26 protein-coding genes, 3 tRNA genes, 1 other RNA gene, 1 riboswitch and 1 other annotated feature are annotated in these 26,137 nt (G+C 48.7%); of the genes, 27 read left to right on the top strand and 3 right to left on the bottom strand.

Annotated elements, in window-relative coordinates; genetic code table 11:
- The first annotated feature begins 64 nt into the window (after positions 1-64).
- The 4 genes from rplA to Q0339_RS06955 all read left to right on the top strand — a co-directional run bounded on the left by rplA (position 65) and on the right by Q0339_RS06955 (position 3,720).
- Positions 65-754: a 50S ribosomal protein L1 gene (rplA, locus tag Q0339_RS06970; protein WP_070756436.1), complete on the top strand. Its 690-nt coding sequence runs from the start codon at positions 65-67 to the stop codon at positions 752-754.
- A 58-nt stretch (positions 755-812) separates the two neighbouring features.
- Positions 813-934: a sequence feature (ribosomal protein L10 leader region), on the top strand.
- 36 nt (positions 935-970) lie between these two features.
- On the top strand, positions 971-1,471 hold the full coding sequence (gene rplJ, locus Q0339_RS06965) for a 50S ribosomal protein L10 (protein ID WP_291430439.1): 501 nt from the start codon (positions 971-973) through the stop codon (positions 1,469-1,471).
- Positions 1,472-1,506: 35 nt separating this feature from the next.
- Entirely contained in the window at positions 1,507-1,872 is a 366-nt protein-coding gene (gene rplL, locus Q0339_RS06960) for a 50S ribosomal protein L7/L12 (protein ID WP_023392535.1), read from the top strand.
- A gap of 249 nt (positions 1,873-2,121) precedes the next feature.
- The gene (locus Q0339_RS06955) at positions 2,122-3,720 is read left to right on the top strand and encodes an ABC transporter ATP-binding protein (protein ID WP_298078068.1); all 1,599 of its coding nucleotides are present in this window, start codon (positions 2,122-2,124) and stop codon (positions 3,718-3,720) included.
- A 316-nt stretch (positions 3,721-4,036) separates the two neighbouring features.
- Here Q0339_RS06955 and Q0339_RS06950 read toward each other — a convergent pair whose 3' ends face one another.
- Positions 4,037-5,434 (bottom strand): HD domain-containing protein, encoded by a 1,398-nt coding sequence (locus tag Q0339_RS06950; RefSeq protein ID WP_298078067.1) that lies wholly within the window; start codon positions 5,432-5,434, stop codon positions 4,037-4,039.
- Between the two features lie 12 nt (positions 5,435-5,446).
- Positions 5,447-6,310, bottom strand: coding sequence for a hypothetical protein (locus Q0339_RS06945; protein WP_298078065.1), 864 nt, complete (start codon positions 6,308-6,310; stop codon positions 5,447-5,449).
- A gap of 161 nt (positions 6,311-6,471) precedes the next feature.
- Here Q0339_RS06945 and Q0339_RS06940 point away from each other — a divergent pair, with 161 nt between their 5' ends.
- From Q0339_RS06940 to Q0339_RS06920, 5 genes are all read left to right on the top strand, one after another.
- Positions 6,472-6,906, top strand: a complete 435-nt coding sequence (locus Q0339_RS06940; protein WP_291427638.1) for a DUF1934 domain-containing protein — start codon at positions 6,472-6,474, stop codon at positions 6,904-6,906.
- Between the two features lie 43 nt (positions 6,907-6,949).
- On the top strand, positions 6,950-7,627 hold the full coding sequence (gene rpoE, locus Q0339_RS06935) for a DNA-directed RNA polymerase subunit delta (protein ID WP_298078064.1): 678 nt from the start codon (positions 6,950-6,952) through the stop codon (positions 7,625-7,627).
- Positions 7,628-7,772: 145 nt separating this feature from the next.
- Positions 7,773-9,374 carry a CTP synthase gene (locus Q0339_RS06930; protein WP_298078063.1) on the top strand — a complete coding sequence of 534 codons (1,602 nt, stop codon included), beginning with the start codon at positions 7,773-7,775 and terminating at the stop codon, positions 9,372-9,374.
- Between the two features lie 197 nt (positions 9,375-9,571).
- Complete coding sequence (fba, locus tag Q0339_RS06925) at positions 9,572-10,429, top strand: class II fructose-1,6-bisphosphate aldolase (protein ID WP_070756429.1); 858 nt, start codon at positions 9,572-9,574, stop codon at positions 10,427-10,429.
- A gap of 179 nt (positions 10,430-10,608) precedes the next feature.
- Positions 10,609-12,588, top strand: coding sequence for an acyltransferase family protein (locus Q0339_RS06920; protein WP_298078062.1), 1,980 nt, complete (start codon positions 10,609-10,611; stop codon positions 12,586-12,588).
- 41 nt (positions 12,589-12,629) lie between these two features.
- Here the strand turns inward: Q0339_RS06920 and Q0339_RS06915 are convergent, their stop codons facing one another.
- Positions 12,630-13,346, bottom strand: a complete 717-nt coding sequence (locus Q0339_RS06915; protein ID WP_298078061.1) for an A24 family peptidase — start codon at positions 13,344-13,346, stop codon at positions 12,630-12,632.
- Between the two features lie 134 nt (positions 13,347-13,480).
- Between Q0339_RS06915 and Q0339_RS06910 the strand changes: the two genes are divergently transcribed.
- The 18 genes from Q0339_RS06910 (at position 13,481) to Q0339_RS06825 (ending at position 26,061) form a co-directional block, all read left to right on the top strand.
- Positions 13,481-13,553, top strand: a tRNA-Lys gene (locus tag Q0339_RS06910).
- 2 nt (positions 13,554-13,555) lie between these two features.
- Positions 13,556-13,631, top strand: a tRNA-Thr gene (locus tag Q0339_RS06905).
- A gap of 1 nt (position 13,632) precedes the next feature.
- Positions 13,633-13,704 (top strand) — tRNA-Gly (locus Q0339_RS06900).
- A gap of 189 nt (positions 13,705-13,893) precedes the next feature.
- Positions 13,894-13,983, top strand: an RNA gene (ffs, locus tag Q0339_RS06895) — signal recognition particle sRNA small type.
- Positions 13,984-14,176: 193 nt separating this feature from the next.
- Positions 14,177-14,599 carry a YjdF family protein gene (locus Q0339_RS06890; RefSeq protein WP_298078060.1) on the top strand — a complete coding sequence of 141 codons (423 nt, stop codon included), beginning with the start codon at positions 14,177-14,179 and terminating at the stop codon, positions 14,597-14,599.
- A gap of 68 nt (positions 14,600-14,667) precedes the next feature.
- A riboswitch (M-box (ykoK) riboswitch) is annotated at positions 14,668-14,823 on the top strand.
- A gap of 215 nt (positions 14,824-15,038) precedes the next feature.
- Positions 15,039-17,696: a magnesium-translocating P-type ATPase gene (mgtA, locus tag Q0339_RS06885; RefSeq protein WP_298078059.1), complete on the top strand. Its 2,658-nt coding sequence runs from the start codon at positions 15,039-15,041 to the stop codon at positions 17,694-17,696.
- Positions 17,697-17,989: 293 nt separating this feature from the next.
- Positions 17,990-19,960 (top strand): DNA polymerase III subunit gamma/tau, encoded by a 1,971-nt coding sequence (gene dnaX, locus Q0339_RS06880; protein ID WP_298078058.1) that lies wholly within the window; start codon positions 17,990-17,992, stop codon positions 19,958-19,960.
- 25 nt (positions 19,961-19,985) lie between these two features.
- Complete coding sequence (locus tag Q0339_RS06875) at positions 19,986-20,309, top strand: YbaB/EbfC family nucleoid-associated protein (RefSeq protein ID WP_291454407.1); 324 nt, start codon at positions 19,986-19,988, stop codon at positions 20,307-20,309.
- Between the two features lie 31 nt (positions 20,310-20,340).
- Positions 20,341-20,937 (top strand): recombination mediator RecR, encoded by a 597-nt coding sequence (recR, locus tag Q0339_RS06870; protein WP_070756424.1) that lies wholly within the window; start codon positions 20,341-20,343, stop codon positions 20,935-20,937.
- Between the two features lie 25 nt (positions 20,938-20,962).
- A complete protein-coding gene (tmk, locus tag Q0339_RS06865) occupies positions 20,963-21,595 on the top strand; it encodes a dTMP kinase (RefSeq protein ID WP_070756423.1) in 633 nt (210 codons plus the stop codon).
- A 26-nt stretch (positions 21,596-21,621) separates the two neighbouring features.
- On the top strand, positions 21,622-21,951 hold the full coding sequence (locus Q0339_RS06860) for a cyclic-di-AMP receptor (protein WP_070756422.1): 330 nt from the start codon (positions 21,622-21,624) through the stop codon (positions 21,949-21,951).
- 12 nt (positions 21,952-21,963) lie between these two features.
- Positions 21,964-22,917 (top strand): hypothetical protein, encoded by a 954-nt coding sequence (locus Q0339_RS06855; RefSeq protein ID WP_298078056.1) that lies wholly within the window; start codon positions 21,964-21,966, stop codon positions 22,915-22,917.
- A gap of 44 nt (positions 22,918-22,961) precedes the next feature.
- On the top strand, positions 22,962-23,354 hold the full coding sequence (locus Q0339_RS06850; protein ID WP_298078055.1) for an initiation control protein YabA: 393 nt from the start codon (positions 22,962-22,964) through the stop codon (positions 23,352-23,354).
- A gap of 9 nt (positions 23,355-23,363) precedes the next feature.
- The gene (locus tag Q0339_RS06845) at positions 23,364-24,116 is read left to right on the top strand and encodes a tRNA1(Val) (adenine(37)-N6)-methyltransferase (RefSeq protein WP_298078054.1); all 753 of its coding nucleotides are present in this window, start codon (positions 23,364-23,366) and stop codon (positions 24,114-24,116) included.
- Positions 24,106-24,438 carry a GIY-YIG nuclease family protein gene (locus tag Q0339_RS06840; RefSeq protein ID WP_023391524.1) on the top strand — a complete coding sequence of 111 codons (333 nt, stop codon included), beginning with the start codon at positions 24,106-24,108 and terminating at the stop codon, positions 24,436-24,438. Before Q0339_RS06845 ends, Q0339_RS06840 begins: the two co-directional genes overlap by 11 nt.
- Positions 24,419-25,291 carry a 16S rRNA (cytidine(1402)-2'-O)-methyltransferase gene (gene rsmI / locus Q0339_RS06835; RefSeq protein WP_298078053.1) on the top strand — a complete coding sequence of 291 codons (873 nt, stop codon included), beginning with the start codon at positions 24,419-24,421 and terminating at the stop codon, positions 25,289-25,291. The genes Q0339_RS06840 and rsmI overlap by 20 nt, the downstream gene beginning before the upstream one ends.
- Positions 25,292-25,307: 16 nt before the next feature.
- Positions 25,308-25,508 (top strand): hypothetical protein, encoded by a 201-nt coding sequence (locus tag Q0339_RS06830; protein WP_298078052.1) that lies wholly within the window; start codon positions 25,308-25,310, stop codon positions 25,506-25,508.
- Positions 25,471-26,061, top strand: a complete 591-nt coding sequence (locus tag Q0339_RS06825) for a DNA-3-methyladenine glycosylase I (protein WP_298078051.1) — start codon at positions 25,471-25,473, stop codon at positions 26,059-26,061. Before Q0339_RS06830 ends, Q0339_RS06825 begins: the two co-directional genes overlap by 38 nt.
- Positions 26,062-26,137: the final 76 nt, after the last annotated feature.

Raw genomic sequence — 26,137 nt, 5'->3', positions numbered from 1 at the left:
CAACCCGAATTCTATCGGGTGTGGGAGGTCAAACCGTTATAACCACAACATAGGAGGAAGAAAAATGGCTAAAAAGAGCAAAAACTTACAAGCGGCTCTTGCAAAAGTAGACCGCAACAAAAAATACGAAGCTAACGAAGCTGTTACCTTAGCAAAAGAAATCGACTTCGCTAAGTTCGACGCTACCGTTGAAGTTTCTTACAACTTAAACATCGACGTTAAGAAAGCTGACCAACAAATCCGTGGCGCAATGGTATTGCCACACGGGACTGGTAAAACCAGCCGTGTAGTTGTAATCGCGCGTGGCGAAAAAGCTAAAGAAGCGGAAGCAGCAGGTGCTGACTTCGTTGGTGAAGCAGACTTAATCCAAAAGATTTCTGACGGTTGGTTAGAATTCGACGTGATGGTCGCTACCCCTGACATGATGGGTCAAGTGGGTCGCCTTGGTCGTGTCTTAGGGCCAAAAGGCTTGATGCCAAACCCTAAAACCGGGACTGTTACCATGGACGTAACCAAAGCAGTTAACGACATCAAAGCTGGTCAAGTAACTTACCGTGCTGACAAAGCTGGTATCGTGAACGTGCCAATCGGTAAAGTATCTTTTGAAGACAACAAATTGGTTGAAAACCTCAAGGCGCTCCACGAGCAAATCTTGCGTGTGAAACCAGCCGCTGCTAAAGGTACTTACATCAACAACTTGACTTTGAGCACTACTTTTGGTCCTGGGATCAAGTTGGATGTTACTTCTCTCTAATTTTTAGCGAGAAATCCGCGAAGAGGCTTGACATGATGGCCCTTCTTCGCTACAATAACATACGTTAATATAACGACCGAAGACAGTAAGTGGCGCAGGCCTTAATTTCTTACCGAGGAAGTTCCACGAATGGAAGCTATCTCTATGTCTAAGGTGACATAGAGATTTTTTATGGCAACATAAAAATCTCTATATCAAACTAGCGGAGGTGAAATTATGACAAAAGCAATTCTCTTGAAAAAGCAAGAAGAAGTTTCAAAAGTTGCTGAAGAACTCAAATCTGCAGCATCTGTAGTCGTTGTTGACTACTTAGGCTTAACCGTTGAAGAAGTGACTAACTTACGTAAAGAGTTACGTGATAACGGCGTGCAAATGAAGGTTGTGAAAAACACCATCTTACGTCGTGCTGCTGCTCAAGCTGAAATCGAAGGTTTGGATGCTCACTTTGTAGGTCCAACTGCTATCGTGTTCAGCGAATCAGAAGTTGTAGCGCCAGCAAAAGTTATCGCAGAATTCGCGAAGAAAGCTGAAAAGCTTGAAATCAAAGGTGGCTTAATCGAAGGGAAAGCAGCTTCAGCAGAAGACGTGAAGGCTCTCGCAGCTCTTCCAGACCGCGACGGCATGCTCTCTATGCTCCTTTCTGTACTGCAAGCCCCAGTACGCAACACTGCATTGGCTATTAAAGCTGTTGCAGAAGCAAAAGAAAGTGCAGCTTAATTACATAATACTAAACTTAATGGAGGAAATTAATCATGGCATTAAACATTGAAAACATTATTGCTGAAATCAAAGAAGCAACAATCATCGAATTAAACGATTTAGTAAAAGCAATCGAAGAAGAATTTGGCGTAACTGCAGCAGCTCCTGTAGCAGTAGCAGCAGGTCCAGCAGCAGCAGCTGAAGAGAAAACTGAATTTGACGTTGAATTAACTAACGCAGGTGCAGGTAAGATCAAAGTTATCAAGGTTGTCCGTGAAGCAACTGGCTTAGGCTTGAAAGAAGCTAAAGAATTAGTTGACGGCGCACCATCTGTAGTTAAGGAAGGCGCTTCTAAAGAAGACGCAGAAGCTTTGAAAGCTGCCTTGGAAGAAGTTGGCGCAACTGTAACCTTGAAGTAATTTTCAAGCTAAGAAATAAAGCTAGAAACTCCGTTTTATCGGAGTCTCTAGCTTTTTTGTTTTGTCCGTGAATACGTTAATGAATAGCTTGCCCCTGGTTACATACGCTTAAGAGAGTTTATGAATTCAAAATGAGCCCTTTACTATCCTTTTATGGATATTGACAAACGGGAGTTTTAAGGATAAAATGCAAAACAAGATATCGCACTGAATATATATGGGCCTTATTAGGAAAGGGCGGGGTGACAGATGGGGAAAATAAGTAAATTGTTTGTTGGAAAGTTTAATTTAGTTCTGGCTTGCATCCTATTTTCTATTTTACTTTCCTTCGATGGTATCGGGGGACCATACTTTTTAGGGCGTTTTACCGACTTTCTGACAGTGGGAGATTACGTTTCCGGGACTTGGACAACAGTGCAGTGGCTTGCTTTTCTCATGCTAATTGCTCTTTCGCAGGCCTTACAGCGTTACTTCCTAGCTAAAATTCGGACCCAAGTTAGGATTGAGTTAAAAGCACAAGAATTGACTAAGGCCAGTGCTAGACCGCGATTGGGCGCTGCTAGTGGCTATCTGGCTAGTATTACGACCGAGGTGACGCAGATTGATGAGCGGATAGTCGCCAGCCTCTTGACATTTGTCTATTGTCTTTTGCAGACGGCGGTTACTTTTAGCTTCTTAATGATGCTTGATGTACCGGTAGGACTAATTTTTGTAGGGCTAGGATTTATACCTGTCTTGGTACCGCGCCTCAGCGCCAAGTGGCTCAAAGAGGCCACTCTAAACTGGCAAGGAGAAAACCAGCGTTTCATCAATCAATTGGATGATTTTCTTAAAGGGCGCAAGCTCCTAAGCCGTTTTCAAGCGCTGTTGCCGGGACAAACGCGTGTTATGTCCCAATTGAATCATTCAGAGGCAGCCTATCTCCAAATGGAGCTCAAGCAACAAATAGCCAATACCTTGGTTAGTTTACTCTATGTTGGTGCCCTTTTGGTGGGTTTACTACTTGGCATTCAATCTGTCATGGCAGGCCGTCTAACGGTGGGGGCGTTGATTACTATTTACATGGCGGCAGATCGGGTGATTTCTCCCCTAATGACCTGCATTCAACTTTATAATAATATGTCCGCAACACAGCCACTCCTAGACAAGATAATGCAACCAGTCCAAGCCGAAAAGTCGCATCTAGAGTTAGTGCGTGGTGAAAAGCAAACATTGATTCAGGTGCAGGATGGGACAGTTGGTTATCCAAATCGTCCTTTGATTAAAGGCTTGAATCTCCAGTTGAACTTGGGAGAAAAAATCCTCTTGCAGGCTCCATCAGGTTCGGGCAAGTCAACCCTTATCCAGACTCTGATGGGCGAAATTCCACTACTGGAAGGCAAAGTGAGTCTGAATCGAGATGCATTACCATCGGATGAAGAATCTTGGTTTGGTATGGTGGAACAAGCGCCTTTTGTTTTTAATCTGACTTTAGGGGAAAATTTAAGTTTAGGACTAGATTACAGGTCAGAGCAAATGGAGAGGGTCTTACAAGCTGTAGGATTGGCCAAGTTTGCTAATCCAGAATCTTTGGCTAGAGTTTTGGGTGGTGACCAACAAATTTTATCAGGCGGTGAACTCAAGCGATTAGAGGTTGCGCGTGCGCTTCTCTTCAAAAAGCCTATTTTACTAGTGGATGAGGCTCTTTCAGGACTTGATGCTCAGGCTGCAAAAGCCTTAAACCAAGTTTTACGTCAGTATCCCGGCTTGGTTATTGACATTGAGCACCATATTACGCCAGACCTCATTTCCCTATACGACCGCGTCCTTACTATACGCGATGGATACTTAGAAGAAATTAGCGCATAAAAAAATCCCATTATATCATATATGATATAATGGGATTTTTGTGTATGGATTATTTTTTGTATTGTGAGAGGCTAGCTTTTAGCATTGAAGCCAGGTGAATAACTGTAGTCGCGTCAAACATCCTGCCATTGGAAGGTTGAGGATGGCAGGCGTATGAGAAGCGCTTGGAGCGTCGCGACTTAGCGATTCCATAGCCTGACAAGGCGGAAGACTGGCGGATAGCCAGGCTAAAGCCGGTCCCCTTCCATGGGCATGACGTTTGCCTGAGCGACTAAAGTTATTCACCGTTGGAAAAGCTAGTATCTATTTCTAATCCTTAGAACAGTCGTTGTTGAATATTCTGGGTAACGTCGTTGCGCTCATTGTAATAAGCCGCCAGCAAGGTGGTCTGGTTCTCATTGACCTGGTCGGCTGCCGTATCCTCGGCTGTGGTCAAAATTTCTTTAGGGAAGTAGAGACGCAAATCGCCGCGCTGCTTGCCGGCTAGGGAATTGACTAGGGGACTAACTTGAGATAGCTCAACAATCTGCCCCATCTTGGTAATGAGCTCAATCTGGGTGCGTTTGCTAATCTGACCTACACGATAATAGTCATAAGGCAGGTCAAAACTAGAATTCTCCGCGAAATAATAGTAAGGGTCATAGCCCAGACGGACCAACTCTTGGTCGATGGCAATGGTCAGCTCAGTCTTCTCTTCTGGGCTAGTCAGGACGGATTTGAAGGGTTTGCGGGTCAGGAAGCGATTAGCCAAGTCTGCCAGCAAGACGTCCTCTTCGTCTAGCCAGTGGTTGAAGTAGCTGCTGAGGATGTGGTCGTCCAACCGCAAGTAATCAGATAGGAGCCAGTCCCCTCGTAGGAAGGGCTCTAGGAAGCTGATTTGGGTCTTCATCTGGTCCGCTTTTTCCAGATAACAGGTCTTAGCGCGGGTCAGTAGGCTGTGGAGGACCATTTCCATGCCGCGGGAGACGGAGTGGAAGTAGACCTGCATATACATTTGATAGCGACTGACGATATAGTCTTCGATGGCGTGCATACCCGAAAAGTCGAAGACAATGCCGTTTTTGAAGGGGCGAATCACCCGCAAAATCCGCGTCAAATCGAAAGTACCGTAAGAGACGCCAGCATAGTAGGCATCGCGAAGCAGATAGTCCATGCGGTCGGCATCAATCTGACTACTAATCAGTTGGACCACCTGTTGGTTAGGGTAGGTCTTATTAATGACACTGGCGACCTTAGCTGGGAATTCTGGGCCAAGTTGTAACAGGACCTGATGAATTTCAGTTTCAGGCGAGGTGATAATGCGTTGAGTAATCTCCTCGTGGTTGGTATGGAAGATCCCTTCAAAGGCATGGGAGAAGGGACCGTGGCCAATATCATGGAGTAAGGCAGCGCAGAGGGCGACCAAGCGCTCAGAGGCCTGCCATAGGCCGTCACCCGGCGTTTGGGACAGGTATTGGCGCTCGAATTTGTCGACTATGAGACGTGTGATTTCATAGACGCCTAGAGAATGACCGAAGCGAGAATGTTCGGCCCCGTGGAAGGTGTAGACGGAACCGCCCAATTGCTTAATACGGCGCAGGCGTTGGAATTCTCGCGTGTTAATCAGATCTAAGATAATCTGGTCTTGGATATGGATATAGCCATGTACCGGGTCGCGGAAGACCTTCTCACGGCTGAGTTTTTGGGCCGCAACGGCCCCATCAAAGTTAAACATGGCATAACCTCCTTAGCTATCTGGCTTGCTATTGACTTCTGGTTTTAGTGATTGGGTGCGGGCCAAGGATACTTGGCGCATTTTGGTAAAGATAGGAACTAGGGCAGGGTCTTGATAGTCGCCTGGGACTAGTTTTTGATAGTGGCTAATCAGCTGGATCAGCTCTTCTTGGTAGGTCTGGCGGTCAAGTGGTCGGCCACAAGCATGAGCCAGGGTCGTCATGACCGCTGGGTCTACCTTGGGATAGCTGTCGTCCGCCCCAGCTGCCTGGTAAAAGCCCGCCATGAGTTGGGCGCGAGCCGCTTGGTCGCCCGCTACACTGATATAAGCCGCAGTTGTCAGACCGGTCTTAAAGCGACGTTGGGCAATGCCCCCGATTTTCTGGCCCCCCACGACCAAGTCATAGGTACCAGGGCAGTAGGATTGGGCGATTTCATAGGCTTCAAGCTCAAGGCCATAAGACATCAGGGACAGTCCAATCAGGGCCACCATCTGTTCATAGGCGGCATCAATGGATAGAGGGAAGTGGGTCAGATCACTGGCCAGACCAATATTCAGGATGCCTGGATCACAGACCACGCCCAAACCACCATGGGGCCGGAGGGCATAGTCGAAGCCTTGCTCTTCTAGGTAGGCCAAACCAGCCGCTAAGTTAGGCAGACGGCTATCTTTGGCGCCTAGGAGGACAGTGGGCCGATCAATGGAATAGAAGTGAACGAGGCCTTGAGGCTGGTCCCCTTGTAAATGAGGGAGCCAACGAATGAAGCTGTCCTGATAGGCCAAACTATCGCTTGCCGCTAGCGCCGGAACATGGCTAGCATCGTCGAAGTAACGCCATTCATGCTGTGATAAATACGGAAATTGCGGCAATGCCATTCTGCCCTCCCCCTTTCTTATCAAAGTTGCGCTCCTAAATGCAGATGAGAGCGATTGCTATGGTGTTATTATAGCACGATTTGCGGTATAATGACTATATAGAACCATTCGAGAGGCCCATCTTGTGACAGAAAGTGAACAAATGGCCAGAAAGGACCTTCATGAGACGTGTAAGCATTGACCTTCAGGTCGAACAACAAATTATTTATCCAGATAGCCAGCAGGTAGAACGTTATGACCACAAGACCCAGGCAGTCCTCTTAGAGCTAGAATCTTTTACCAAGCTGACCTATCAAAATCTCAATCAGGAACCTGTTGAAGTCAAATGGCTACCCCAAGCAGATGGAAGCACCCAGATTCAAGTCAGTCAGGCCCAGGGGGTGCTACTCTTTGTGCCAGACCAAGAAACCATGACCAGCTACCAGACCCCTCAGGGCAGTTGGCCTTTGAGTGTCCATACTCAGCATTTGCACTGGCATTTTGAGCCGGCGGATCAAGCAGGAAAAATCCGCTATGCCTTGACCGTTGACTATCAATTAAAAAATGACCAAGAATTGCTAGGAAACTATCGTTTTCGATTGATTTATGTCGCTTAAATAGGTAATATATAAGAGTATACTAGGGAGGGTGTGTCAAACCATGATTTTGAAACAATTTGAAGGACAAGACCGCAAAGATTTATCCATGATTGAAGTTGCTCACGCAATTTTAGAACAAAAAGGTGATGTGGTAGACTTTACGGAATTACTGATTGAAATCCAAAACTACTTGGAATTATCAGAGTTAGAGCTAGAAAGCCGTATGGTCCGCTTCTACACCGACTTAAATATCGATGGCCGTTTTATCTCCTTAGGGGAGAATCGTTGGGGCTTGCGTGGCTGGTACCCAATCGATGCAATCGATGAAGAAATTATCTCTAGCGCTGAAGCTGAAGATGATCGTCCAGTTAGCCGTCGTAAGAAACGTAAATACAATGCCTTCTCTGAAGGAGACGACATGATCGACTACAACGATGATGATCCAGAAGATGCAGATGATATCTACGATACTGATTTAGACGATTACGGTGATGTAGATGAGGATGATGAGGATGACGACGATACTCGTGGTCTAACCCTCATTGAAGACGACGCCGTTGGTTTAGATGACGACGAAAATCAAGAGCTGGGCGAATACGCTTCTGACCTCTCTGATTTCGGCGACGATGACTTAGACTTAGACGGTGATGCTTCCTTCGAGGCTGAAGATGATGAAGCCGAAGACTTCGAGTCAGAAGACGAAGAATACGAAGAAGAATTACTTGACGAAGAAGAATAAACTTGACGCGGTCAGAGCTTTAGCGTAATATTTTATGTGGGCCCCCTAAAGCTTTTTAGGGGCAACTGACCGAGTGAGCGCTCCCTGTTCCTAGAACGGGGAGCGATTTTCATTTATTAAATAAGCAAGGAAAAGGAGTAGTGACATGACAAAGTATATTTTTGTAACGGGTGGAGTAGTTTCCTCAATTGGTAAAGGGATTGTAGCGGCTTCCTTAGGCCGTCTGCTCAAGAATCGTGGTCTCAAAGTAGCTATCCAAAAATTCGATCCTTATATCAATGTGGACCCTGGCACCATGAGCCCTTACCAGCACGGGGAAGTCTTTGTCACCGATGACGGGACTGAGACAGACTTGGACTTAGGTCACTATGAACGTTTCATTGACATTAACTTGAACCAATATTCCAATGTCACTACTGGTAAGGTCTATTCCGAAGTGCTCAAGAAAGAACGTCGGGGTGACTATCTCGGGGCAACGGTTCAGGTGATTCCGCACATCACTAACGAAATCAAGGATAAAATCCGTCGTGCTGGTGAATTAACCGATGCCGATATTGTCATCACGGAAGTAGGGGGGACAGTAGGGGATATTGAGTCCCTACCATTCCTCGAAGCCTTACGTCAAATGAAGGCCGACATGGGCGCCAACAATGTACTTTATATTCACACTACCCTCATTCCTTACCTCAAGGCAGCAGGCGAGCTCAAGACCAAGCCAACTCAACACAGTGTCAAGGAACTGCGTAGCTTGGGGATTCAGCCTAATATCTTGGTAGTCCGTACTGAAGAGGAGTTACCAAGTGGTATTAAGGACAAGCTAGCCCTCTTCTGTGACGTTAAACCTAATGCTGTAATTGAGTCTCGCGACGTCGAGACCCTTTATACGATTCCGCTCAACCTCCAAGCTCAAGGCATGGATGATTTGGTGCTGGACCACTTTGGTATCCAACGTCCGGAAGCAGATATGACCGAGTGGCGGGCGCTAGAAAACAAGGTGCTTAATCTTAAGGGCAAGGTCAGGGTCGGTCTAGTTGGTAAATATGTGTCCTTGCCAGATGCTTACCTATCCATTGTGGAAGCACTCAAGCATGCAGGTTATGCACACGATACTGAGATTGACATTCGTTGGATTGATGCCGAAGAAGTGGATGATCAGAATGTCGCTGACTACTTGGCTGATGTCGATGGTGTCTTAGTACCAGGTGGCTTCGGTAGCCGAGGCCTAATTGGGAAAATCGCAGCCATTCGCTATGCTCGCGAACACAAGTTACCATTCTTTGGGATTTGCTTGGGTATGCAATTGGCCTGCATCGAGTTCGCCCGCAATGTGGTAGGCATCCATGATGCGGATACAGGTGAAGAAAATCCAGCTTGCCCTCACAAAATTATCGATCTCTTGCCTGACCAAGAGGTAGAAGGCGACTTGGGCGGCACACTGCGTTTGGGTCTCTACCCTTGCCGTTTGGTGGAAGGAAGCTTGGCTCATCAGCTTTATGGCCAAGACTTGGTTCAAGAACGCCACCGCCACCGTTATGAGTTTAATAATGCCTACCGTGAGCGTTTAGCAGCAGCAGGTTTGACCTTCTCAGGCCTGAGCCCAGATGGACGTTTGGTGGAAATTGTCGAAATTAAAGACCATCCATTCTTTATTGCAGCGCAATTCCATCCGGAATTTATTTCTCGTCCTAACCGGCCACAAGCTATTTTTGATGGTTTTGTGGCAGCCTGCCAAGCTCATCAAGCATAATCAAGGACCGCACAAGTTTTCAGGGCTTGTGCGGTTTTTGTCTGAAGATGCGCGGTGCCTGACTAGACAAGAGGCGAACTTGTGAAGAAAGCGCTATGGCGCAGTTTCTGGCCAGAGCTAGAGGGAAAGACTAGCCAAGGCAGTGAAAATGGAGTATAATAAAAACATAAAATAATCCAATTCAAGGAGGCATAAACATGAGTCGTTTAGTAAGTATGACGGAAATGTTGAAGAAAGCAAAAGAAGGTCATTACGCTGTTGGTCAATTCAACATCAACAACTTAGAATGGACCCAAGCGGTATTACAAGCTGCTGTAGAAAACAATTCACCAATTATCTTAGGGGTTTCTGAAGGTGCTGGTAAGTACATGGGTGGCCCTGTTGCTGTTGTCGGCATGGTAAATGGTTTGTTGGAAGCAATGGATGTAAAAGTACCAGTTGCTTTGCACTTAGACCATGGTTCATCTGTTGATGTATGTAAACAATACATCGACGCAGGTTTCTCTTCCGTAATGTTCGACCACTCTCACTACCCAATCGATGAAAACATCGCTTTAACCAAAGAAGTAGTGGCTTATGCTCATCCTAAGAATGTTTCTGTAGAAGCAGAAGTTGGGACCGTTGGTGGTACTGAAGATGGCGTAACAGGCGGGATCAAATACGCTGACTTAGAAGAATGCAAACGCATGGTTTCTGAAGGTCAAATCGACGCTTTAGCAGCTGCTTTAGGTTCAGTTCACGGGACTTACGCAGGCGAACCTGTATTAGGTTTCGACGAAATGCTTGCTATTTCTGAAGCAACTGGTGCTCCACTTGTACTCCACGGTGGTTCAGGGATTCCAGAATTCCAAATCAAGAAAGCAATCGAACGTGGTCACGCTAAAATCAACGTGAACACTGAATTGCAACAACAATGGACAGCAGCTGTTCGTGCTAAATTAGCAGCTGACTCAGAAGTCTATGACCCACGTAAAGTCATCGCACCTGGTAAAGAAGCCATTGTGAAGACAACTAAAGAAATCATGGACATGTTTGGTTCAACAGGCAAAGCCTAAGACCAGTAAGTATCATGCAGGGACTGGGATTTCGATTCCAGTCTCTTTTTTGCTGATAGGGCATGGAGACACGAGTTCGTTTGTTGCCGGAAAGCCCAGAGAACGTAACCTGATTGTTACGGTATAGGGCTAAGATTTCCCTTATAATAATAAAATAACAAGTACAAGTAGGTGGCAAGATGAAAGGACAACATATACGAGGCCTGAATGGCATAAAGGGTTTGGCTATTCTGATGGTCATTAGCTATCACCTCTTTCCGAGCGTGACCAGCGGTGGCTTTCTCTGGGTCAATAGTTTCTTTGTCCTAGGGGGCTTCTTCCTTGCGCGAAGCATGGAGAAAATTCAAGAAGGCAATCGGCCACATGCCCTAAGAAACTATGTCTTAAAAACAGTCCAGCGGCTTTGGTGGCCGCTCTTGGTCTTTATCTTAATCCTATTGGCCTATCTGCTGGCCTTTGATCGACGGGAGCTGAGTTATGACCGAAGCGACATTCTATCTAGTCTCTTCTTCTTCAATAATTACTTCCAGATTAGCGCCGGCCGCTCCTACTTTATTCAGATGGCTGGGACCTCGCCGTTTACCCACCTCTGGTATAATTCGCTTTATGTCCAGTCTTTCCTAGTCGGAGTGGCTGGTATCTGGGTGACCCAGAAAGCCTACTTTTCGGCCTACTATAAGGCAGCCTTTTGGCTGGCTCTGATGAGTCTCAGCCACACATTGACCTTCTATCTCTACCAACCATCAGGGGACCCCTCTCTGGTTTATTATGGTTTGGTGACCCGCTTTGCTAGTGTAGCGGGTGGGATTGCCCTGGCTTACTTATTGCCAATTTTCCTCAACGCCTGCTATCGCTATCAGCGCAAGCAGGTCATGCTCAATATTCTGGCCTTAGTGTCAATCGCTCTCATGCTAGTCCTAAGTTTTACTGCATCAGATCAGTCAGGCATTACCTACTATCTCTGGTTGCCAGCCTTCAACATCCTGACCATGTTACTAGTGCTGGCCTTAGTGGGGGGGGCAACCCTAGGGCGTTTAGTCTTTGATTGGGGCTTTTTGACCCATTTTGGTCGTCGCTCCTATTCCTTCTACCTCTGGTACTATCCGCTCTTGACCGGCCTGCTCAAGGCACTGCCTCATACGGCTTGGACAGCCGTCTTAGTGCTAGTGGTTATCCTACTAGCTAGCGAAATCTTCTACTGGCTAGTTGAAGGCCGTGCCCCTCAGCCTGTCTGGACTTGGGGTCGTCATATTAAGACCGCCTGGACGCGTTTGAGACAAGGCGCCTGGCGCTGGCCAGACTGGCGTAAGGCTAGCCTAGGGCTAGTGGGAGCCATTGTTTTAGTAGTCGGCCTCTTGCTAGCAGCTGACTACCAACGCTTTGCCTTGTTTGAATTGGAGTACTTGGCCTTTACTAACAAGACCCATGTTCAAAAAGCCGTTTATCCTGGGACTGAAGCTATGGATGCCCTACAGACCGATCTCAAGGCAGTGGACACGACCTTTAAAACCGACTATGTAACGCCACAGTCTCACCAAACCATCCTTGATAAGGCCATTAAAGCCAGTCAGGTTAATGCCGAAATGCAAGCCTTTTTTGAGGAGAACAAGGAAGTCTTAGAGCAAGCCGCCGCCCTTAATCCGGAGCTTGTGGCTATGCTGTCACCAGTTGAAGTCATCTATGCGACCACTCAAGAAGTATCGCTCTTTGGTGACTCGGTGGCCTTGCTTAACTCATCGACTTTCTCTGATATCTTCTGGCAAGGCAATACCTACGGCAAGGTCAGCCTGTCAGTCTATAACGGAGCGCAAGAAATTCTACAGGACCGTGTCTGGTCAGGTCTCGTTAAACCTAAAGTGGTCATCCAACTTGGAGTTAACGGGGGCTTAGATACTGATTCCATGGATCAGCTTATGGCGATTTTACAGGGTAGAGAAGTCTATTTCGTAACGGTCCATAATGCCGATGGTGAGGACACGGAAGTGAATAGCTATATTAAAGACACTGCCCGTCGCTATCCAAATGCCCATGTAATTGATTGGCAAGCCTATCAAGTGGGACATCCGGAATGGTATGTGTCGGATGGTGTCCATCACAACGAGGTAGGAACCTTGCACTATGTGGCCTTTATCGCTCGTAGTCTCTATCAACAACGTTAAGACTCATCTAACCAAGCTGTCTTCAGTACAGCTTGGTTTTTTTATGTGAGCCAGGGTAAAATGGCTAAGACTAGATAGTAGGCGAGGGCAATGGCTGGGACAAAGGGAATAGGTTGGTGCCAACGCCTAGGCCGACTGCCAACCATCAAAAGACCAAGCCCGGCTGCCAGTCCCAAGAGCCAAGCTAGCGCCCTGAGTGGAAGAGCCAGCCAGAGCAGACCCAGTAATTTGATATCAGCTCCGCCAAGCCAATGGGGATGCAAAATTTGGAGTAAGACGAGAAAGCCCAAGGCAAGGACAATCACTAGCATCTTCCATCCATCCCAAGTTTGGTAAAAGGCAAGAAAGAAACTGAAGGGCAGGCAAGCAAGTTGTAAGATATCCGGCACCCAGTAAGCCCAGAGATCGCAAGCAGCCATCACAGCAAGCAAGACGAGTAAGATACTATATAAGCAGATTCGAGTAGGAGACCAGGCCTGATAAGATGCCATCAAGACGACGCCCATAGCTAAGCTGCCTCCCACCAACTCGCTTTGCCAGTAAATCGAGGAGATGACTTGGTGACAGTAAGGGCAACGGGAATGGAGGCGGGCTTGGGAAATCAGGGGGATGAGCTCTTTCCAGGAGAGAGGATGATGGCAATAATCGCAAGAGGAACGAGCCCGCCAATCAAAATGGTCAAAAACCAGTTGGTGGGCCAAACATGGCACGAAAGAACCTAGGCAAGCCCCCAAACAAAAGGCTAAGATAAATAGCATATAGAGCACCTCCTTATATACTATATAGACTGAAAATGGAATGAAACACTAAAAGTCAGCAAAAAATCTGAAAAAATTTAGGCTATGACTTGACTAAAAAGTAAATCTAAGCTATGATATATGAGTCGTTACAAGAGTCATTAGCTCAGTTGGTAGAGCATCTGACTTTTAATCAGAGGGTCACAGGTTCGAGCCCTGTATCACTCATAGCCGGCTTAGCTCAGTTGGTAGAGCATCTGATTTGTAATCAGAGGGTCGAGGGTTCAAGTCCTTTAGCCGGCACCACGCGGAAATAGTTCAGAGGTAGAACATCACCTTGCCAAGGTGGGGGTCGCGGGTTCGAATCCCGTTTTCCGCTTATGATAAGGCTAGAATATTCTAGCAAAGCCCAGAGTACCGTCCTGTATGGTGCTCTGTTTTTTTGTTTGTTGGATTAGGGTATAGGGAAAGGAGCCAAGTGACTAGCAGTTCATAGCCCGTGCCAGTCAAGAAGTTGCGATTAAGCTTTAGTTTGTCCATCTTGCATTTTGAGTCAGCTTTTGCTAGAATAAGAGTAGGCAATGGCGGCGTCATGAATCGAGTCAGGACCGGAAGGTAGCAGCTATAAGTGACAAAGCCATGTGCTTATTTTTTTATTTATCGAATACTATATAAAACTGCCCATTATATCATATATGATATAATGGTTTTTTCTTATAGCGCGGTGTATACTAAAGGTAGAATGATAAAAACACATGAATCGGTTGGTAGTCCGGTCCTAGCTTTGGCTAGCAGTAACCTGCCCCTCCTGGGTTGTCCCTTCATTTGAATTCAAAAAAGGGGGGACTGTTATGACGGAAAGCATCTGTCTCACAGTATATTTCGACGGGAGTTTTTGGCTAGGACGCTTGGAATGGCGCGAGGCCAAGCGCATGTGGGTGGCGACATATACCTTTGGCCAAGAACCGACTAATCCTCAGCTCTTGGCCAATCTACCCCGTATCTGGCAAGACTTGACTTGGAGTCCGGCGGTGGACCAAGCAAAGCTAAACCCGCACAAAAGGCTCAATCCAAAACGTCTTTTGCGCCAAGCCAAACGCGCCTTAATAGAGGCGCCAGTAGCCAGTACAAAGGCCCAGCTTGCTTTGAAGGCCCAGCAAGAGACCCGACAGCAAAAGGGCAAGCGCCAAAAAAGCGCCAATAAACGCGAGCACCAAGCGCGCCAATTTGCCCTTAAGCAGGCCAAACGTCGAGAAAAACATCGTGGCCATTAGGGCCAATCTGCCTCCTATTTGGAGGCATTTTTTTGATTGACAGAGCCAAATATTGGCGCTATACTAAAGTTGCAATTCGGTAGGTGAGACTACCATAGGGATACGGATGACTACCGCAAAGAAGTGGAGACACTTCGCGTTGGTTAGCAGTTGCTGTCGAGAAGGCGGCGACTAACGTCATTTCATCGCCCTATGATGTTAAAGCTTGGACGATGAATGAGAAAGTGAGACGACTTTATCTTGTCATGGTCTAAGCCATCACGAGGTAAAGTCTTTTTTGGTGCCTACTGCGCAAAATTCCACTAAGAAAGGAGTGTTCAGTATGCCAAATGCCGATAGTGAACCAATACTGAGGCCAAAACCTGAATATCGAAACCTAGGCGCTGAACACGCCCTGGTTTGGCTATTCGGGTAACCTATAAATTAGAGAGGTGAACCCATGTTAACAGCAAAAGAACGTTTAGAATTAGCGATGATGCAACCTACGGCTGAACTCCTGACCCAAGTAGGGAGCTCTCCCCGTGGCTTGAGTCCAGAGCAAGTTGAAGCCAATCGTGAAACTTATGGCGAGAATGTCATTACCAAAGCCAACCAGGCTACTCTCTGGCAAAAAATTTATGAATCCATTATTAACCCCTTTACCGTCATTCTTCTGATTATTGCCCTAGTCTCCCTAGTGACCAATGTCATTTTAGCCGAACCTGGTGAGCAAGATCCGACTACCCCTATTATCATTATTATTTTAGTCATAGTATCGGGTGCCATTCGCTTCTTCCAAGAGCTCAAGAGTGACCAAGCTGCTAGCAATTTATCCAGCTTGATTGTTAACACTGCTACTGTCATCCGAGATGGGCAAGAGAGTGAGGTGCCGATTGATGAACTGGTTGTAGGGGACCTGGTTAAATTAAGTGCCGGTGACATGCTACCGGCAGACGTCCTACTATTAGAATCACGCGACTTTTTCGCCCAACAATCTAGCTTGACAGGTGAAAGTGATTCCGTCGAAAAGAAGGCTTACCCCCTACCCGGTGATAGCCAAGCTAACAAGAGTCCATTAGAGGCGGAGCAACTCGTCTTTATGGGCTCCAACGTAGTGAGCGGTAGTGCTACTGCCTTAGTCTTGGTGACTGGGAACCATACCTTGATTGGGCGGATTGAGAAGACGCTGAACACCTATGACGAGCCGACTTCTTTTGAGAAGGAGATGAACAGCATCTCTTGGTTGCTCATACGCCTGATGCTAGTCTTAGTACCGGTGGTCTTCGTTATTAATGGGCTGACCGATTCAGACTGGCTAGAGGCAGGGGTCTTTGCCCTAAGTGTAGCGGTTGGGTTGACACCCGAGATGCTCCCGATGATTATCACGGCCAGTCTAGCCAAAGGCTCCGTCATCATGGCCAAAGAAAAAGTCGTGATTAAGAAGTTGAACGCCATTCAGGATTTAGGCGCCATTGACATTCTCTGTACAGACAAGACCGGTACACTAACTCAGGACGAAATTATCCTAGAGTATCCCTTGGACATTCGTGCGCAGTTAGACCTAGGTGTTCTTAAGGTTGCCTATCTTAATTCCTACTTCCAGACAGGGCTTAAGAATCTTCTGGATCGGGCCATTATTGGGCGAACAGAGAAAGAAGCCGTCGAACACGAGGACCTACGGGACCTAGCCAGTCGTTACAAAAAAATTGACGAACTTCCCTTTGACTTTGAACGTCGTCGCATGAGTGTCATTGTTCAAGAAGGAAGCCAAGTCCGCATGGTGACCAAAGGTGCCTTAGAAGAGATGCTGTCAATTTCCAATTATGTCCAAGATGAAGGTCAGATTATAGCGCTGACGGATGAGATTCGTGCTAATGTCCTACAAGCCGTGAGTGATCTTAATGACCAAGGGTTACGTGTTCTAGGGGTCTGCTACAAGAATTATGACAATCCTGACCATGCCTTCACAGTTGAAGATGAATCGGACATGATTCTTATGGGTTACCTAGCCTTCCTAGACCCACCTAAGCCTTCGGCAGCTCCAGCTATCCAAGCTTTACGCGAGCATGGCGTGGCAACTAAGATTCTGACTGGGGACAACGAGAAGGTTGCCCGGACAGTCTGTGAAAAGGTTGGACTAGATGTTAATCATATTCTGCTAGGGACAGAAATTGACACGATGACCGATGAGGTATTGGGTGAACTTGTCGAAGATATTACAATCTTCGCGAAACTATCACCGGACCAAAAGGCCCGCATTATCCGCTTGCTCAAAGCTAAGGGCCACAAGGTCGGTTATATGGGGGATGGCATTAATGATGCGCCATCTTTACGTGTGTCAGATGTGGGTATTTCAGTAGATACAGCGGTTGATATTGCCAAGGAAGTGGCCGATGTTATCCTATTAGACAAGGACCTCTTAGTCTTAGAGAAGGGCTTGATTGAAGGGCGTAAGGTCTATGCCAACATGACCAAATATATCAAGATGACGGTCAGCTCCAACTTTGGTAATATCTTCTCTCTCTTGTTTGCGTCTGTATTCCTGCCATTCTTACCGATGGCACCTGTGCATCTGATTGTACTCAATCTGGTCTATGACTTATCTTGTATTGCCTTACCTTTTGACAATGTAGATCCTGAATTTCTCAGGGAGCCACGGGCATGGTCAGCAAAATCCATTACACGCTTTATGGCGTGGATGGGGCCAACTTCTTCTCTCTTTGATATCATTACCTTTATGGTGATGTTCTTCCTGATTGGGCCCATGATTACGGGAACAAGCTATTTTGAGTCGGTTAATCCAGCCTACTTCCTCATGGTATTCCAAACAGGTTGGTTCATCCAGTCCATGTGGTCACAAACTATGGTTATCTATATGTTGCGCTCACCAAAATTGCCTTTTGTGCAGTCTCTACCAGCTTTCTCCTTAGTGGTAACCTCACTTTTCGCAGTTTTCGCCGTAACCATCTTACCTTATACGCCATTAGCTGGAGCACTTAAGTTGGCACCACTGAATGCGCCGTACTTTTTAGCCCTACTACTGATTATTGTAGCCTACATGGCCTTGGTGACAGTAGTGAAATCGGCTTATATTAAACGGTATAATGAATGGCTCTAGAACCTATGGCTGGGATGAAAATCCCAGCTTTTTTGTTTGCCAGAATCGAAGAAGCTATCTCTGGGTAAGGGACCCATAAAGAGCTAGATTTGAAAATATGTTAAGAAAAATAACCGTAGATTTGTTAACTTCAACCCTATTTATCTATAGAATAGATAAATAGGGGAAGGAGTTTTAGTGCTAGGCAGATTTAAGCAAGTCGCCTTGATTTTCCAGGGCCATGCCTAGCGAATCAAGGGCTACTTATGCTATAATAGATGGGAAATATCTGTGCCCAAAAAGGAGGGTGGACAATGAGTTATCAAGCCTTATATCGGGTCTGGCGGCCCCAAAGTTTTGACGAGTTAGTGGGGCAACCCCTAATTGCCGAAACCCTAAAAAATGCGGTCAAGAACCAGCAATTAAGTCACGCCTATTTGTTCACCGGGCCACGGGGAACAGGGAAGACCTCTGCAGCCAAAATTCTGGCCAAGGCGGTCAACTGCCCACATCAGACGGATGGCAATCCCTGCAACCAGTGTGAACTTTGCCAGGCCATTACAGCTGGCCAATTGAGCGACGTCATTGAAATTGACGCGGCTTCCAACAACGGGGTCGAGGAAATCCGCGACCTAAGGGATAAGGTGCGCTATGCGCCGAGTCAAGCGACCTACAAGGTCTATATCATCGACGAGGTCCATATGCTGACCACCGGAGCCTTTAATGCTCTGCTCAAAACCCTGGAAGAGCCACCGGCTCAGGTTCTTTTCATCCTAGCGACAACGGAACCGCATAAGATTCCCGCCACTATTATCTCGCGGACTCAACGCTTCGACTTTGGGCGGATTAGTCAGGCTGATTTAGTCGGCCGCATGCAGTATATTCTGGAACAAGATGGGATTGACTTTGAAGCCGAAGCCCTGGCAGTGATTGCGCGGGCAGCCAATGGTGGGATGCGGGATAGCCTGAGTTTGCTGGACCAAGCCCTATCCTATAACCGTTCAGCGGTGACTGTTCAATCGGCCTTGGAAGTGACAGGGTCCTTGTCTCAGCTGGTCTATATCGATTATCTGACTGCCCTGCAAGCCCACGATGGGCCTAAGGCCTTGAGTATTTTGCAGGCCAGTCTTCAAGAAGGCAAGCAGGCCAATCGCTTCGTGGAAGAGTTAATCCTCTTCTGCCGGGACCTCTTGTTGACCTTGAATTCCAAAGACAACTTCACCCTCTTGACCCAAGCAGAGCTCAAGCCTTTGCGTCAAGCTGGGGACAACCGCTTCTATTACAGTCTGATTGAAAGACTTAATCAGGCCTTAAACCAAATGCGTTTTGCTACGCAAGCCGACCTCTTCGTAGAAGTAGCCACTATTGAATTGGCCCAAGAGGTCGCCAATCAGCCGGTAGCTGCTGGTCCTGAGTCGGGTGCCCTAGCCGACCTTGTGCGTCAGGTGCAAGCCCTAGAGGCCAAGGTCAGCCAACTGGAAGCCCAGTTGCGGGCAGGCGCACCTGCTCAAGTAGCAGCTCCTAGCCTGCAAGCGCCAGCAGTGGATGACCAACCACGGGTACCGCGCGAGCGTCCTGCTGGACAGCGTCAAGCCTATCGTTTGGACACGGATGCCGTCTATGCCGTCCTCAATGAGGCCACACGTCAAGATGTCAGCCAGCTCAAAAGTGGCTGGGCTGCTTGGCTAGAATCCTTGCCACCACAAGACCGCGTGCGCTTGACGGGAGCAGAGGTACAGGCAGCAGGTCCTGAACGCATTCTCTTATCCTTCAAGAGCCAGGATTTCTGTGGTCGGGTCCAACAAGATGCGGACTTGGTCCAAGAACTAAGTCGCCAACTGGCCCGCCACTTTGACCGGCCAGTCGCCTTGGCCTTTGTCTTACAGAGTGAATGGAGTCAGGTGCGCCAGACCTATAAGGTCCTCTATGACCAAGCGGGCGGCCCAATCAAAATTGGTGCCGTGGCAGAACCTATTAGGCTAGCCCCTGAATCAGAGTCTATAGAAGCTGAACAAGCCAAGCCACAGTCAGACGACTTCCAAAGCCTAGAGCAAGTCATGAAGGACTTGCCAGAGGCGCCAGAGGCAAGTGAGCCAGGCACCGATTTGTTTGGCCTGCCAATGGAAGCGCCAGAGCCCGCTCAGCCACTAGCGGACCAGGAGGATTTGCCGACGGTTGACCCTGTCTTCGCACAGGCACCAGATCAGGACAGCCTCCCACCTGTTGTCAGCCAAGCCTTGGCCCTCTTTGGTCAAGATGTGGTCGACATCGATTACGAAAAATAAAGCAAGCATTAAAGGAGATATAAATATGCGTGGAATGGGAAATATGGGCAACATGCAAGGCATGATGCAAAAAATCCAAAAAATGCAAAAGGAAATGACCAAGGAGCAAGCGGCCATTGAAGCTACTATCTTCCAAGCCCAAGACCTTAACCAACTAGTAACGGTTAAAGTCAACGGCAAGAAGGAATTGGTAGAATTGGACCTAGCGCCAGACTTGGTAGATCCAGATGATATCGAGATGTTACAAGATCTAGTGATTGCAACAGTTAACGATGCTTTGAAGCAAGTAGACCAAGCAACGGAATCTCGCCTGGGTAAGTACACCCAAGGCATGAACCTACCCTTCTAGCCTATAAACCATCAAAGGAGGTGGCCACCCAGTGCAATACCCTGCACCTATCGCGAAGTTAATCAATAGTTTTACCAAATTACCGGGTATTGGAGCCAAGACAGCGGCTCGGTTGGCCTTCTATGTCCTTGACATGAAAGAATCCGACGTGACCGAGTTCGCCCAAGCCTTGATTCAAGTCAAACGTGACTTGCGCTTCTGCCCGACTTGCGGCAATATCACGGACAGCGAGCTCTGCGTCATCTGTTCCGATCAAAGTCGTGACAGTAAGACGGTCCTAGTGGTAGAAGATGCCCGGGATGTCATGTCCATGGAGCGAATGCATGAATATCATGGCCTCTACCATGTCCTTCACGGGGTCTTATCACCCATGGAAGGAACGGGGCCAGAAGATTTGAATATTCCCTCGCTCCTGCGTCGTTTGCAGGAGACGGAGATTGAAGAAGTCATTGTGGCCACCAATGCCACGGCTGAAGGGGAAGCGACTGCCATGTACTTGGCCCGCTTGCTTAAACCAGCTGGCATTAAGGTAACCCGCCTAGCTCATGGTTTGGCGGTAGGCAGTGACATTGAATACGCCGATGAGATGACCCTCTTCCGGGCCATTGAAGGGCGACGTGAATTATAGTGGAAAGACAAAGTGAGGAGAAGGCATGTTTCCAGGAAAGTTTATAACCCTTGAAGGTCCTGATGGGGCCGGCAAGAGCAGTGTGATTGCGGAGTTGACCGCCTATTTAGAGGGCCAGGGCCATCAAGTCCTGACCACTCGTGAGCCGGGGGGCGTGCCCATTGCGGAAGAGATTAGACGGGTCATTCTAGATGTGGATCACACTGCCATGGACCCACGGACAGAGGCCCTCTTGTTTGCGGCAGCCCGTCGCCAACACTTGGTCGAAGTGATTCTACCGGCCTTGCGTCAAGGCAAAATCGTCCTCTGCGACCGCTTCGTGGATTCGTCCTTGGCTTACCAAGGTATGGCTCGCGACATTCCAGTGGATCTAATCTGGTCCATTAACCAATTTGCGGTAGAAGACCAACTGCCGGCTCTGACCCTCTTAATCGATGTGCCAGCTGAGGTGGGCCTAGCCCGCATTCATCAGGCCCGCGGTCAGCGCCAGTATGATCGCCTAGACCAAGAATCCCTGGACTTCCATAACCGGGTCCGCCAGGCCTTTCTAGATTTGGCCCAAGCCTCGCCAGAGCGCATTAAGGTCATTGACGGCCAAGCGCCACTAGACCAGGTCGTGGCTGCTTGTATTGACGTTCTACATCAACATGCCCTCTAGAGACAGAGAGGAGAAGGAGTATCATGATGAAATTAATTATTGCCATTGTTCAAGATCAAGACCAAAACGAATTGAGTCGCGCTTTCTATGATGCCAATGTCCGTGCCACCAAGTTATCTACCACCGGTAGTTTCTTACGGGCCGGTAATACCACCTTTATGATTGGGATTGAGGAAGAACGGATTGAGGAAGTCTTGAAAATTATTGACCAATGTTCTAAGGCGCGTGAGCAATATGTCAGCGCTCCGCTCCACTTGGATATGGGGCTAGACTCAGCTGTTAACCTACCTGTTAAAGTTGAAGTAGGGGGCGCAACCGTCTTCGTCTTGCCAATCGAAAGCTTCCACCAATTCTAGGCGGCGACTGGCATGGCTACCTATAGCGTCGAAGCCCTCAAGGCTTATTTTGCCCAGCAGGTTCAGGAAGGCCACCTAGCCCATGCCTACCTGCTGACAGGTGGGGACATGACTAGCAAGCGAGCCGTCATGACGGCCCTAGCCCAAGATTATTTCTCTAGGGATAGTGCTGGCAACCCAGCGACCATCCGCCAACGGATTGCCGATAATCAGTACGCAGATGTCTATTACTTAGAGGCTCAAGGCCAGACCCTCAAGGTCGACCAGGTCCGCGAGCTCAAGGAATGGTTGGGGCAGAGCCCGCTAGAAGGGCGTGGTAAGTTTGCTATTATTGAGCAGGCCGAGCGCCTCAATGCCTCTTCGGCCAATGCCCTCTTGACCGTCTTGGAGGAGCCGGTGGACAATGTTTATCTCTTCCTCTGGAGTCCAAGTGCTAACTTGCTCCTGCCGACTATTTTGTCACGGGTTCAAGTCCTGCATCTGGAGGTGCCAGACCGCCAAGCCCAGGCAGCGGACTGGGAGGCTCACGGCGTCTTGCCCGTTCACGCCCAGATTCTGGCGGGCTTCAGAGAGGAAACGGTGGCCCGCTGGACGAGCGACTATGAGGCGACCCAGTTTGAGCAGGCTATCAAGACCTGGAACGGCTGGTATCGCCAGCTAGTGCTGGGCGACCCTATGGCCTTTGTTGCTTTACAGACTCGACTCAAAGGAGACCTGACCCAGCAGGGTGGCTTGGACCTGGCGGATTATTGCCTGCGTCTGACCCATCAGCTCTTAACCAAGGCAGCAGCCTATGATTTCCAAGAGCATTTCTTGACCGAATTGGCCAAACAAGGCCTGCCTAGCCAGGCTGACCTCCTGCGGCTTAATCAGCACTTGCTAGAGGCTAAGCAGCGGATTTTGGCTAATGTGTCTCCCCACTTGGCTTTAGAGCAGTGCGTCTTACGCTTTAAGGCGGGGCGCTAAGCAAGCCAATTCACTCTTATTGATAATGAAAGGATGTTGTGCTAATGGATGAGTCAAACTTGACCCAGATTCTGGCCCTAATGGACAGTCAGTTTAGCCAATTAAGTGATACCATGGCGCAACTCAAGCACCAGGTAACAGAACTTTCCCATGAAAATAACCGTCTTCGCATGGCCAATGCCCAGTTAGCATCGGTCGTCAGCGAAGCCAGCCCGCCCCTGACGGATTTGCCTCCAGAGCAAGAAGACAAGCATCAGGAGGAGACCAGTCAAGTGGCGCCAGCCAAACGGCAACAGGCGGGGCGCGAGCGCCTGCAGACCTTCTACCAGGAAGGCATCCATATCTGCCATACCTTCTATGGGATGAAGCGAGAGCCAGGGGAAGAGTGTATTTTCTGTCAGAATCTCCTGGATAGTTTCCAGCGAGACAACCACTAGGAGGTCCCTATGACAGACGCGACTGACTTACTTAAGCCCGGCGAGCGCCTAGACTATCTCGCTCGCGAGAACTTGTCGATTATTCAAAATCCAGACTACTTTGCCTTCTCAGTCGATGCCATTCTCTTGGCCCATTTTGCCAAGGTACCACGACGCCAGACGGCCAGAATTCTGGATCTCTGTAGTGGGACAGGGGTCATTCCCTTCCTACTCAGTGCCAAAACAGCCGGTCACATAGATGCCATTGAACTGCAAGAGGCCCTAGTCGATATGGCCCAGCGCTCTTGCCAGCTCAATGATTTGACGGACCGGCTGACTTTTCGCCAAGGGGATGTCAAAAGCATGGAGGCGGCGCGTCCCCTCTATGATGTTGTGACTTGCAATCCCCCTTATTTCTCGGTCACTAACAAACAGACCCAACACCACCTGACCTCCCATGCCATTGCCCGGCATGAGGTCTATCTAACCTTGGAGCAATGGGTGGCCCAGGCCAAGCGCCAGCTCAAGACCCGGGGCAAGCTCTTCTGTGTCTATCGGCCAGATCGCCTAGATGACTTGATGGAGACCTTGCTAGGGGTGGGCTTCAGTGTTCATCGCCTGCAATTTGCCTATGGCAAGGCCGACCAGGTGGCCAAGGTGGTGCTGGTCGAAGCCATTTACGCAGGGGGACGCCAAGGCTTGAAGGTGGAGCCGCCGATTGTCATTTATGGGCCTAATCAGCAATATACCCCAGAAATGAAGGCAATTTATTATGGCGACTAAACAGTATTTTTTCTATGTGCTCTACTGCGCAGACCATACTCTCTATACCGGCTATACGGTGGACTTAGAGGCGCGGACTGCCAGTCATAATGCTGGCAAGGGCGCCAAATATACCCAACAGGCCAAGCGCCGGCCGGTTCGCCTGCTCTATGCTGAAGAGCGGCCTAGTAGGTCTCTGGCCATGCGGGCGGAGGCGCGATTTAAGCGACTGACCCGGGCCCAGAAAGAAGACTATCTCTTCCGCCATGGCTTGACGTCCTTATCGGCCAGCCAACCCTTAATTATTCCCTTGGAGGTGCAAGATGGAACAACGGAGCTTTGAGTCCCGGGCGGGGGGCACCCTCTACTTGGTGCCAACGCCTATCGGTAACTTAGAAGACATGACCTTCCGGGCCATTCGCCACCTCAAGGAAGCGGATTTGATTCTGGCGGAAGATACCCGCAACACCATTAAACTCTTAAACCATTTTGAGATTGAGACGCCTATGCAGAGCTTCCATGAGCATAGCCAGGCCGACCGTCTCCAGCCCTTGTTAGAACGTTTGGCGCAAGGTCAGGATTTGGCCTTGGTATCAGATGCCGGCATGCCTCTGATTAATGACCCGGGTCATCCCTTGGTGGATGCCGCTCTTAGCCAGGGACTAGCAGTGGTGGCTCTGCCGGGCGCCAATGCAGCCCTGACGGCCTTGATTGCTTCGGGCTTATCCTGCCAGACCTTCACCTATTACGGCTTCTTCCCAAGGGATAAGAAAGGCCAGGTCGCTGTCTTAGACCTAGTGGCAGGCCAGGAGGCAACGGCCATTTTCTACGAGTCGCCCCACCGAATCAAGCAGGCTTTGCAGGCCGTTCGCCAGGAATTGGGGCCGGACCGGGCCGTGGTCATAGCTCGGGAGCTGACCAAGCGTTATGAGACCTATATTCGGGGTAGTGTACATCAAGTGCTCATGGGCCTAGCTGACCAGGAAATCAAGGGCGAATGTGTCCTCTTGGTAGCTGGCGGGGGCAAGGTCGAGACGGGACCTGAGCTGACCGCAGAGACGGATCTCAAGGCCTTGGTCCAAGACCTCATGGCTCAAGAAGGGCTCAATGCCATGCAAGCTATTAAACAAGTGGCCAAGACTTACGGACTGAAAAAACAAAGCGTCTATCAGGCCTATCACGACCTGACCGAATAATTAAGGAGGAAGATTTATGGCATTAAAAGATGAAGATTTCTTATTGAAAAATGATAAAGACTTGGAGGCTGCCATGGCCAAATTAGGCTTAGTCCTAGATGAAGAAGAGAAGGAATTCGTCGATCCTACCGACCAATTCTCCTTTGACCCAAGCGCCTTAGAAGATGACCAAGACCAGGATGACCAAGCCAAAGGCAAGGGCCATGGACGCAAGTAAAAAACGTTGCGCCTGGGCCACCAATATGCCGGATTATTATCAGGCCTACCATGATCAGGTTTGGGGCGTGCCCCAGCATCAGGATTTGGACCTCTTCAAATGGCTAGTCCTAGAATCCTTCCATGTGGGCTTGTCCTGGCGCTTGGTCCTATCCAAGGAGGATAACTTTGCCCGTGCCTTGGAAGGCTATGACTATCACCGTATCGCCCAGTATCAGGAAGAGGATGTCGATCGCCTAGCCCAGGACGCGGGCATTATCCGCCATCGGGGCAAGATTCGAGCGACCATTGCCAACGCCCAGGCCTTTCTCAAGGTGCAGGCCGAATGGGGCAGCTTTGACACCTATATCTGGCACTTTACGGATGGCCAGGTGGTCTTTCCGCCCCCAGGGGAGCGGCCAACCCGAAGTGAACTAAGCGACCGCATAACCAAAGACCTCAAGAAGCGGGACTTTAAATTCCTAGGCAGTGTGACGGTCTATTCCTATCTACAAGCCATCGGCATGGTCAATGACCACGAGCCAGAATGTTTCTGTTATCAAGCAGTGCGCTAGCCCTTGAGGGTGAGCGCTTTTTTTGCGAACAAATTTTCGCACCTAGGAGACTAAGTGTGCTATAATGGGTAAGGTA

Origin of the sequence: uncultured Abiotrophia sp. (genome assembly GCF_938010525.1) — a bacterium.
Lineage (GTDB): Bacteria > Bacillota > Bacilli > Lactobacillales > Aerococcaceae > Abiotrophia.
This window is presented reverse-complemented; position numbering and strand designations above follow the sequence as displayed.

Coding starts and splice junctions, on each gene's coding strand:
- rplA (WP_070756436.1), top strand. CDS start 65: ATGGCTAAAAAGAGCAAAAACTTACAAGCGGCTCTTGCAAAAGTAGAC.
- rplJ (WP_291430439.1), top strand. CDS start 971: ATGACAAAAGCAATTCTCTTGAAAAAGCAAGAAGAAGTTTCAAAAGTT.
- rplL (WP_023392535.1), top strand. CDS start 1,507: ATGGCATTAAACATTGAAAACATTATTGCTGAAATCAAAGAAGCAACA.
- Q0339_RS06955 (WP_298078068.1), top strand. CDS start 2,122: ATGGGGAAAATAAGTAAATTGTTTGTTGGAAAGTTTAATTTAGTTCTG.
- Q0339_RS06950 (WP_298078067.1), bottom strand. CDS start 5,434: ATGTTTAACTTTGATGGGGCCGTTGCGGCCCAAAAACTCAGCCGTGAG.
- Q0339_RS06945 (WP_298078065.1), bottom strand. CDS start 6,310: ATGGCATTGCCGCAATTTCCGTATTTATCACAGCATGAATGGCGTTAC.
- Q0339_RS06940 (WP_291427638.1), top strand. CDS start 6,472: ATGAGACGTGTAAGCATTGACCTTCAGGTCGAACAACAAATTATTTAT.
- rpoE (WP_298078064.1), top strand. CDS start 6,950: ATGATTTTGAAACAATTTGAAGGACAAGACCGCAAAGATTTATCCATG.
- Q0339_RS06930 (WP_298078063.1), top strand. CDS start 7,773: ATGACAAAGTATATTTTTGTAACGGGTGGAGTAGTTTCCTCAATTGGT.
- fba (WP_070756429.1), top strand. CDS start 9,572: ATGAGTCGTTTAGTAAGTATGACGGAAATGTTGAAGAAAGCAAAAGAA.
- Q0339_RS06920 (WP_298078062.1), top strand. CDS start 10,609: ATGAAAGGACAACATATACGAGGCCTGAATGGCATAAAGGGTTTGGCT.
- Q0339_RS06915 (WP_298078061.1), bottom strand. CDS start 13,346: ATGCTATTTATCTTAGCCTTTTGTTTGGGGGCTTGCCTAGGTTCTTTC.
- Q0339_RS06890 (WP_298078060.1), top strand. CDS start 14,177: ATGACGGAAAGCATCTGTCTCACAGTATATTTCGACGGGAGTTTTTGG.
- mgtA (WP_298078059.1), top strand. CDS start 15,039: ATGTTAACAGCAAAAGAACGTTTAGAATTAGCGATGATGCAACCTACG.
- dnaX (WP_298078058.1), top strand. CDS start 17,990: ATGAGTTATCAAGCCTTATATCGGGTCTGGCGGCCCCAAAGTTTTGAC.
- Q0339_RS06875 (WP_291454407.1), top strand. CDS start 19,986: ATGCGTGGAATGGGAAATATGGGCAACATGCAAGGCATGATGCAAAAA.
- tmk (WP_070756423.1), top strand. CDS start 20,963: ATGTTTCCAGGAAAGTTTATAACCCTTGAAGGTCCTGATGGGGCCGGC.
- Q0339_RS06860 (WP_070756422.1), top strand. CDS start 21,622: ATGAAATTAATTATTGCCATTGTTCAAGATCAAGACCAAAACGAATTG.
- Q0339_RS06855 (WP_298078056.1), top strand. CDS start 21,964: ATGGCTACCTATAGCGTCGAAGCCCTCAAGGCTTATTTTGCCCAGCAG.
- Q0339_RS06850 (WP_298078055.1), top strand. CDS start 22,962: ATGGATGAGTCAAACTTGACCCAGATTCTGGCCCTAATGGACAGTCAG.
- Q0339_RS06845 (WP_298078054.1), top strand. CDS start 23,364: ATGACAGACGCGACTGACTTACTTAAGCCCGGCGAGCGCCTAGACTAT.
- Q0339_RS06840 (WP_023391524.1), top strand. CDS start 24,106: ATGGCGACTAAACAGTATTTTTTCTATGTGCTCTACTGCGCAGACCAT.
- rsmI (WP_298078053.1), top strand. CDS start 24,419: ATGGAACAACGGAGCTTTGAGTCCCGGGCGGGGGGCACCCTCTACTTG.
- Q0339_RS06830 (WP_298078052.1), top strand. CDS start 25,308: ATGGCATTAAAAGATGAAGATTTCTTATTGAAAAATGATAAAGACTTG.
- Q0339_RS06825 (WP_298078051.1), top strand. CDS start 25,471: ATGACCAAGCCAAAGGCAAGGGCCATGGACGCAAGTAAAAAACGTTGC.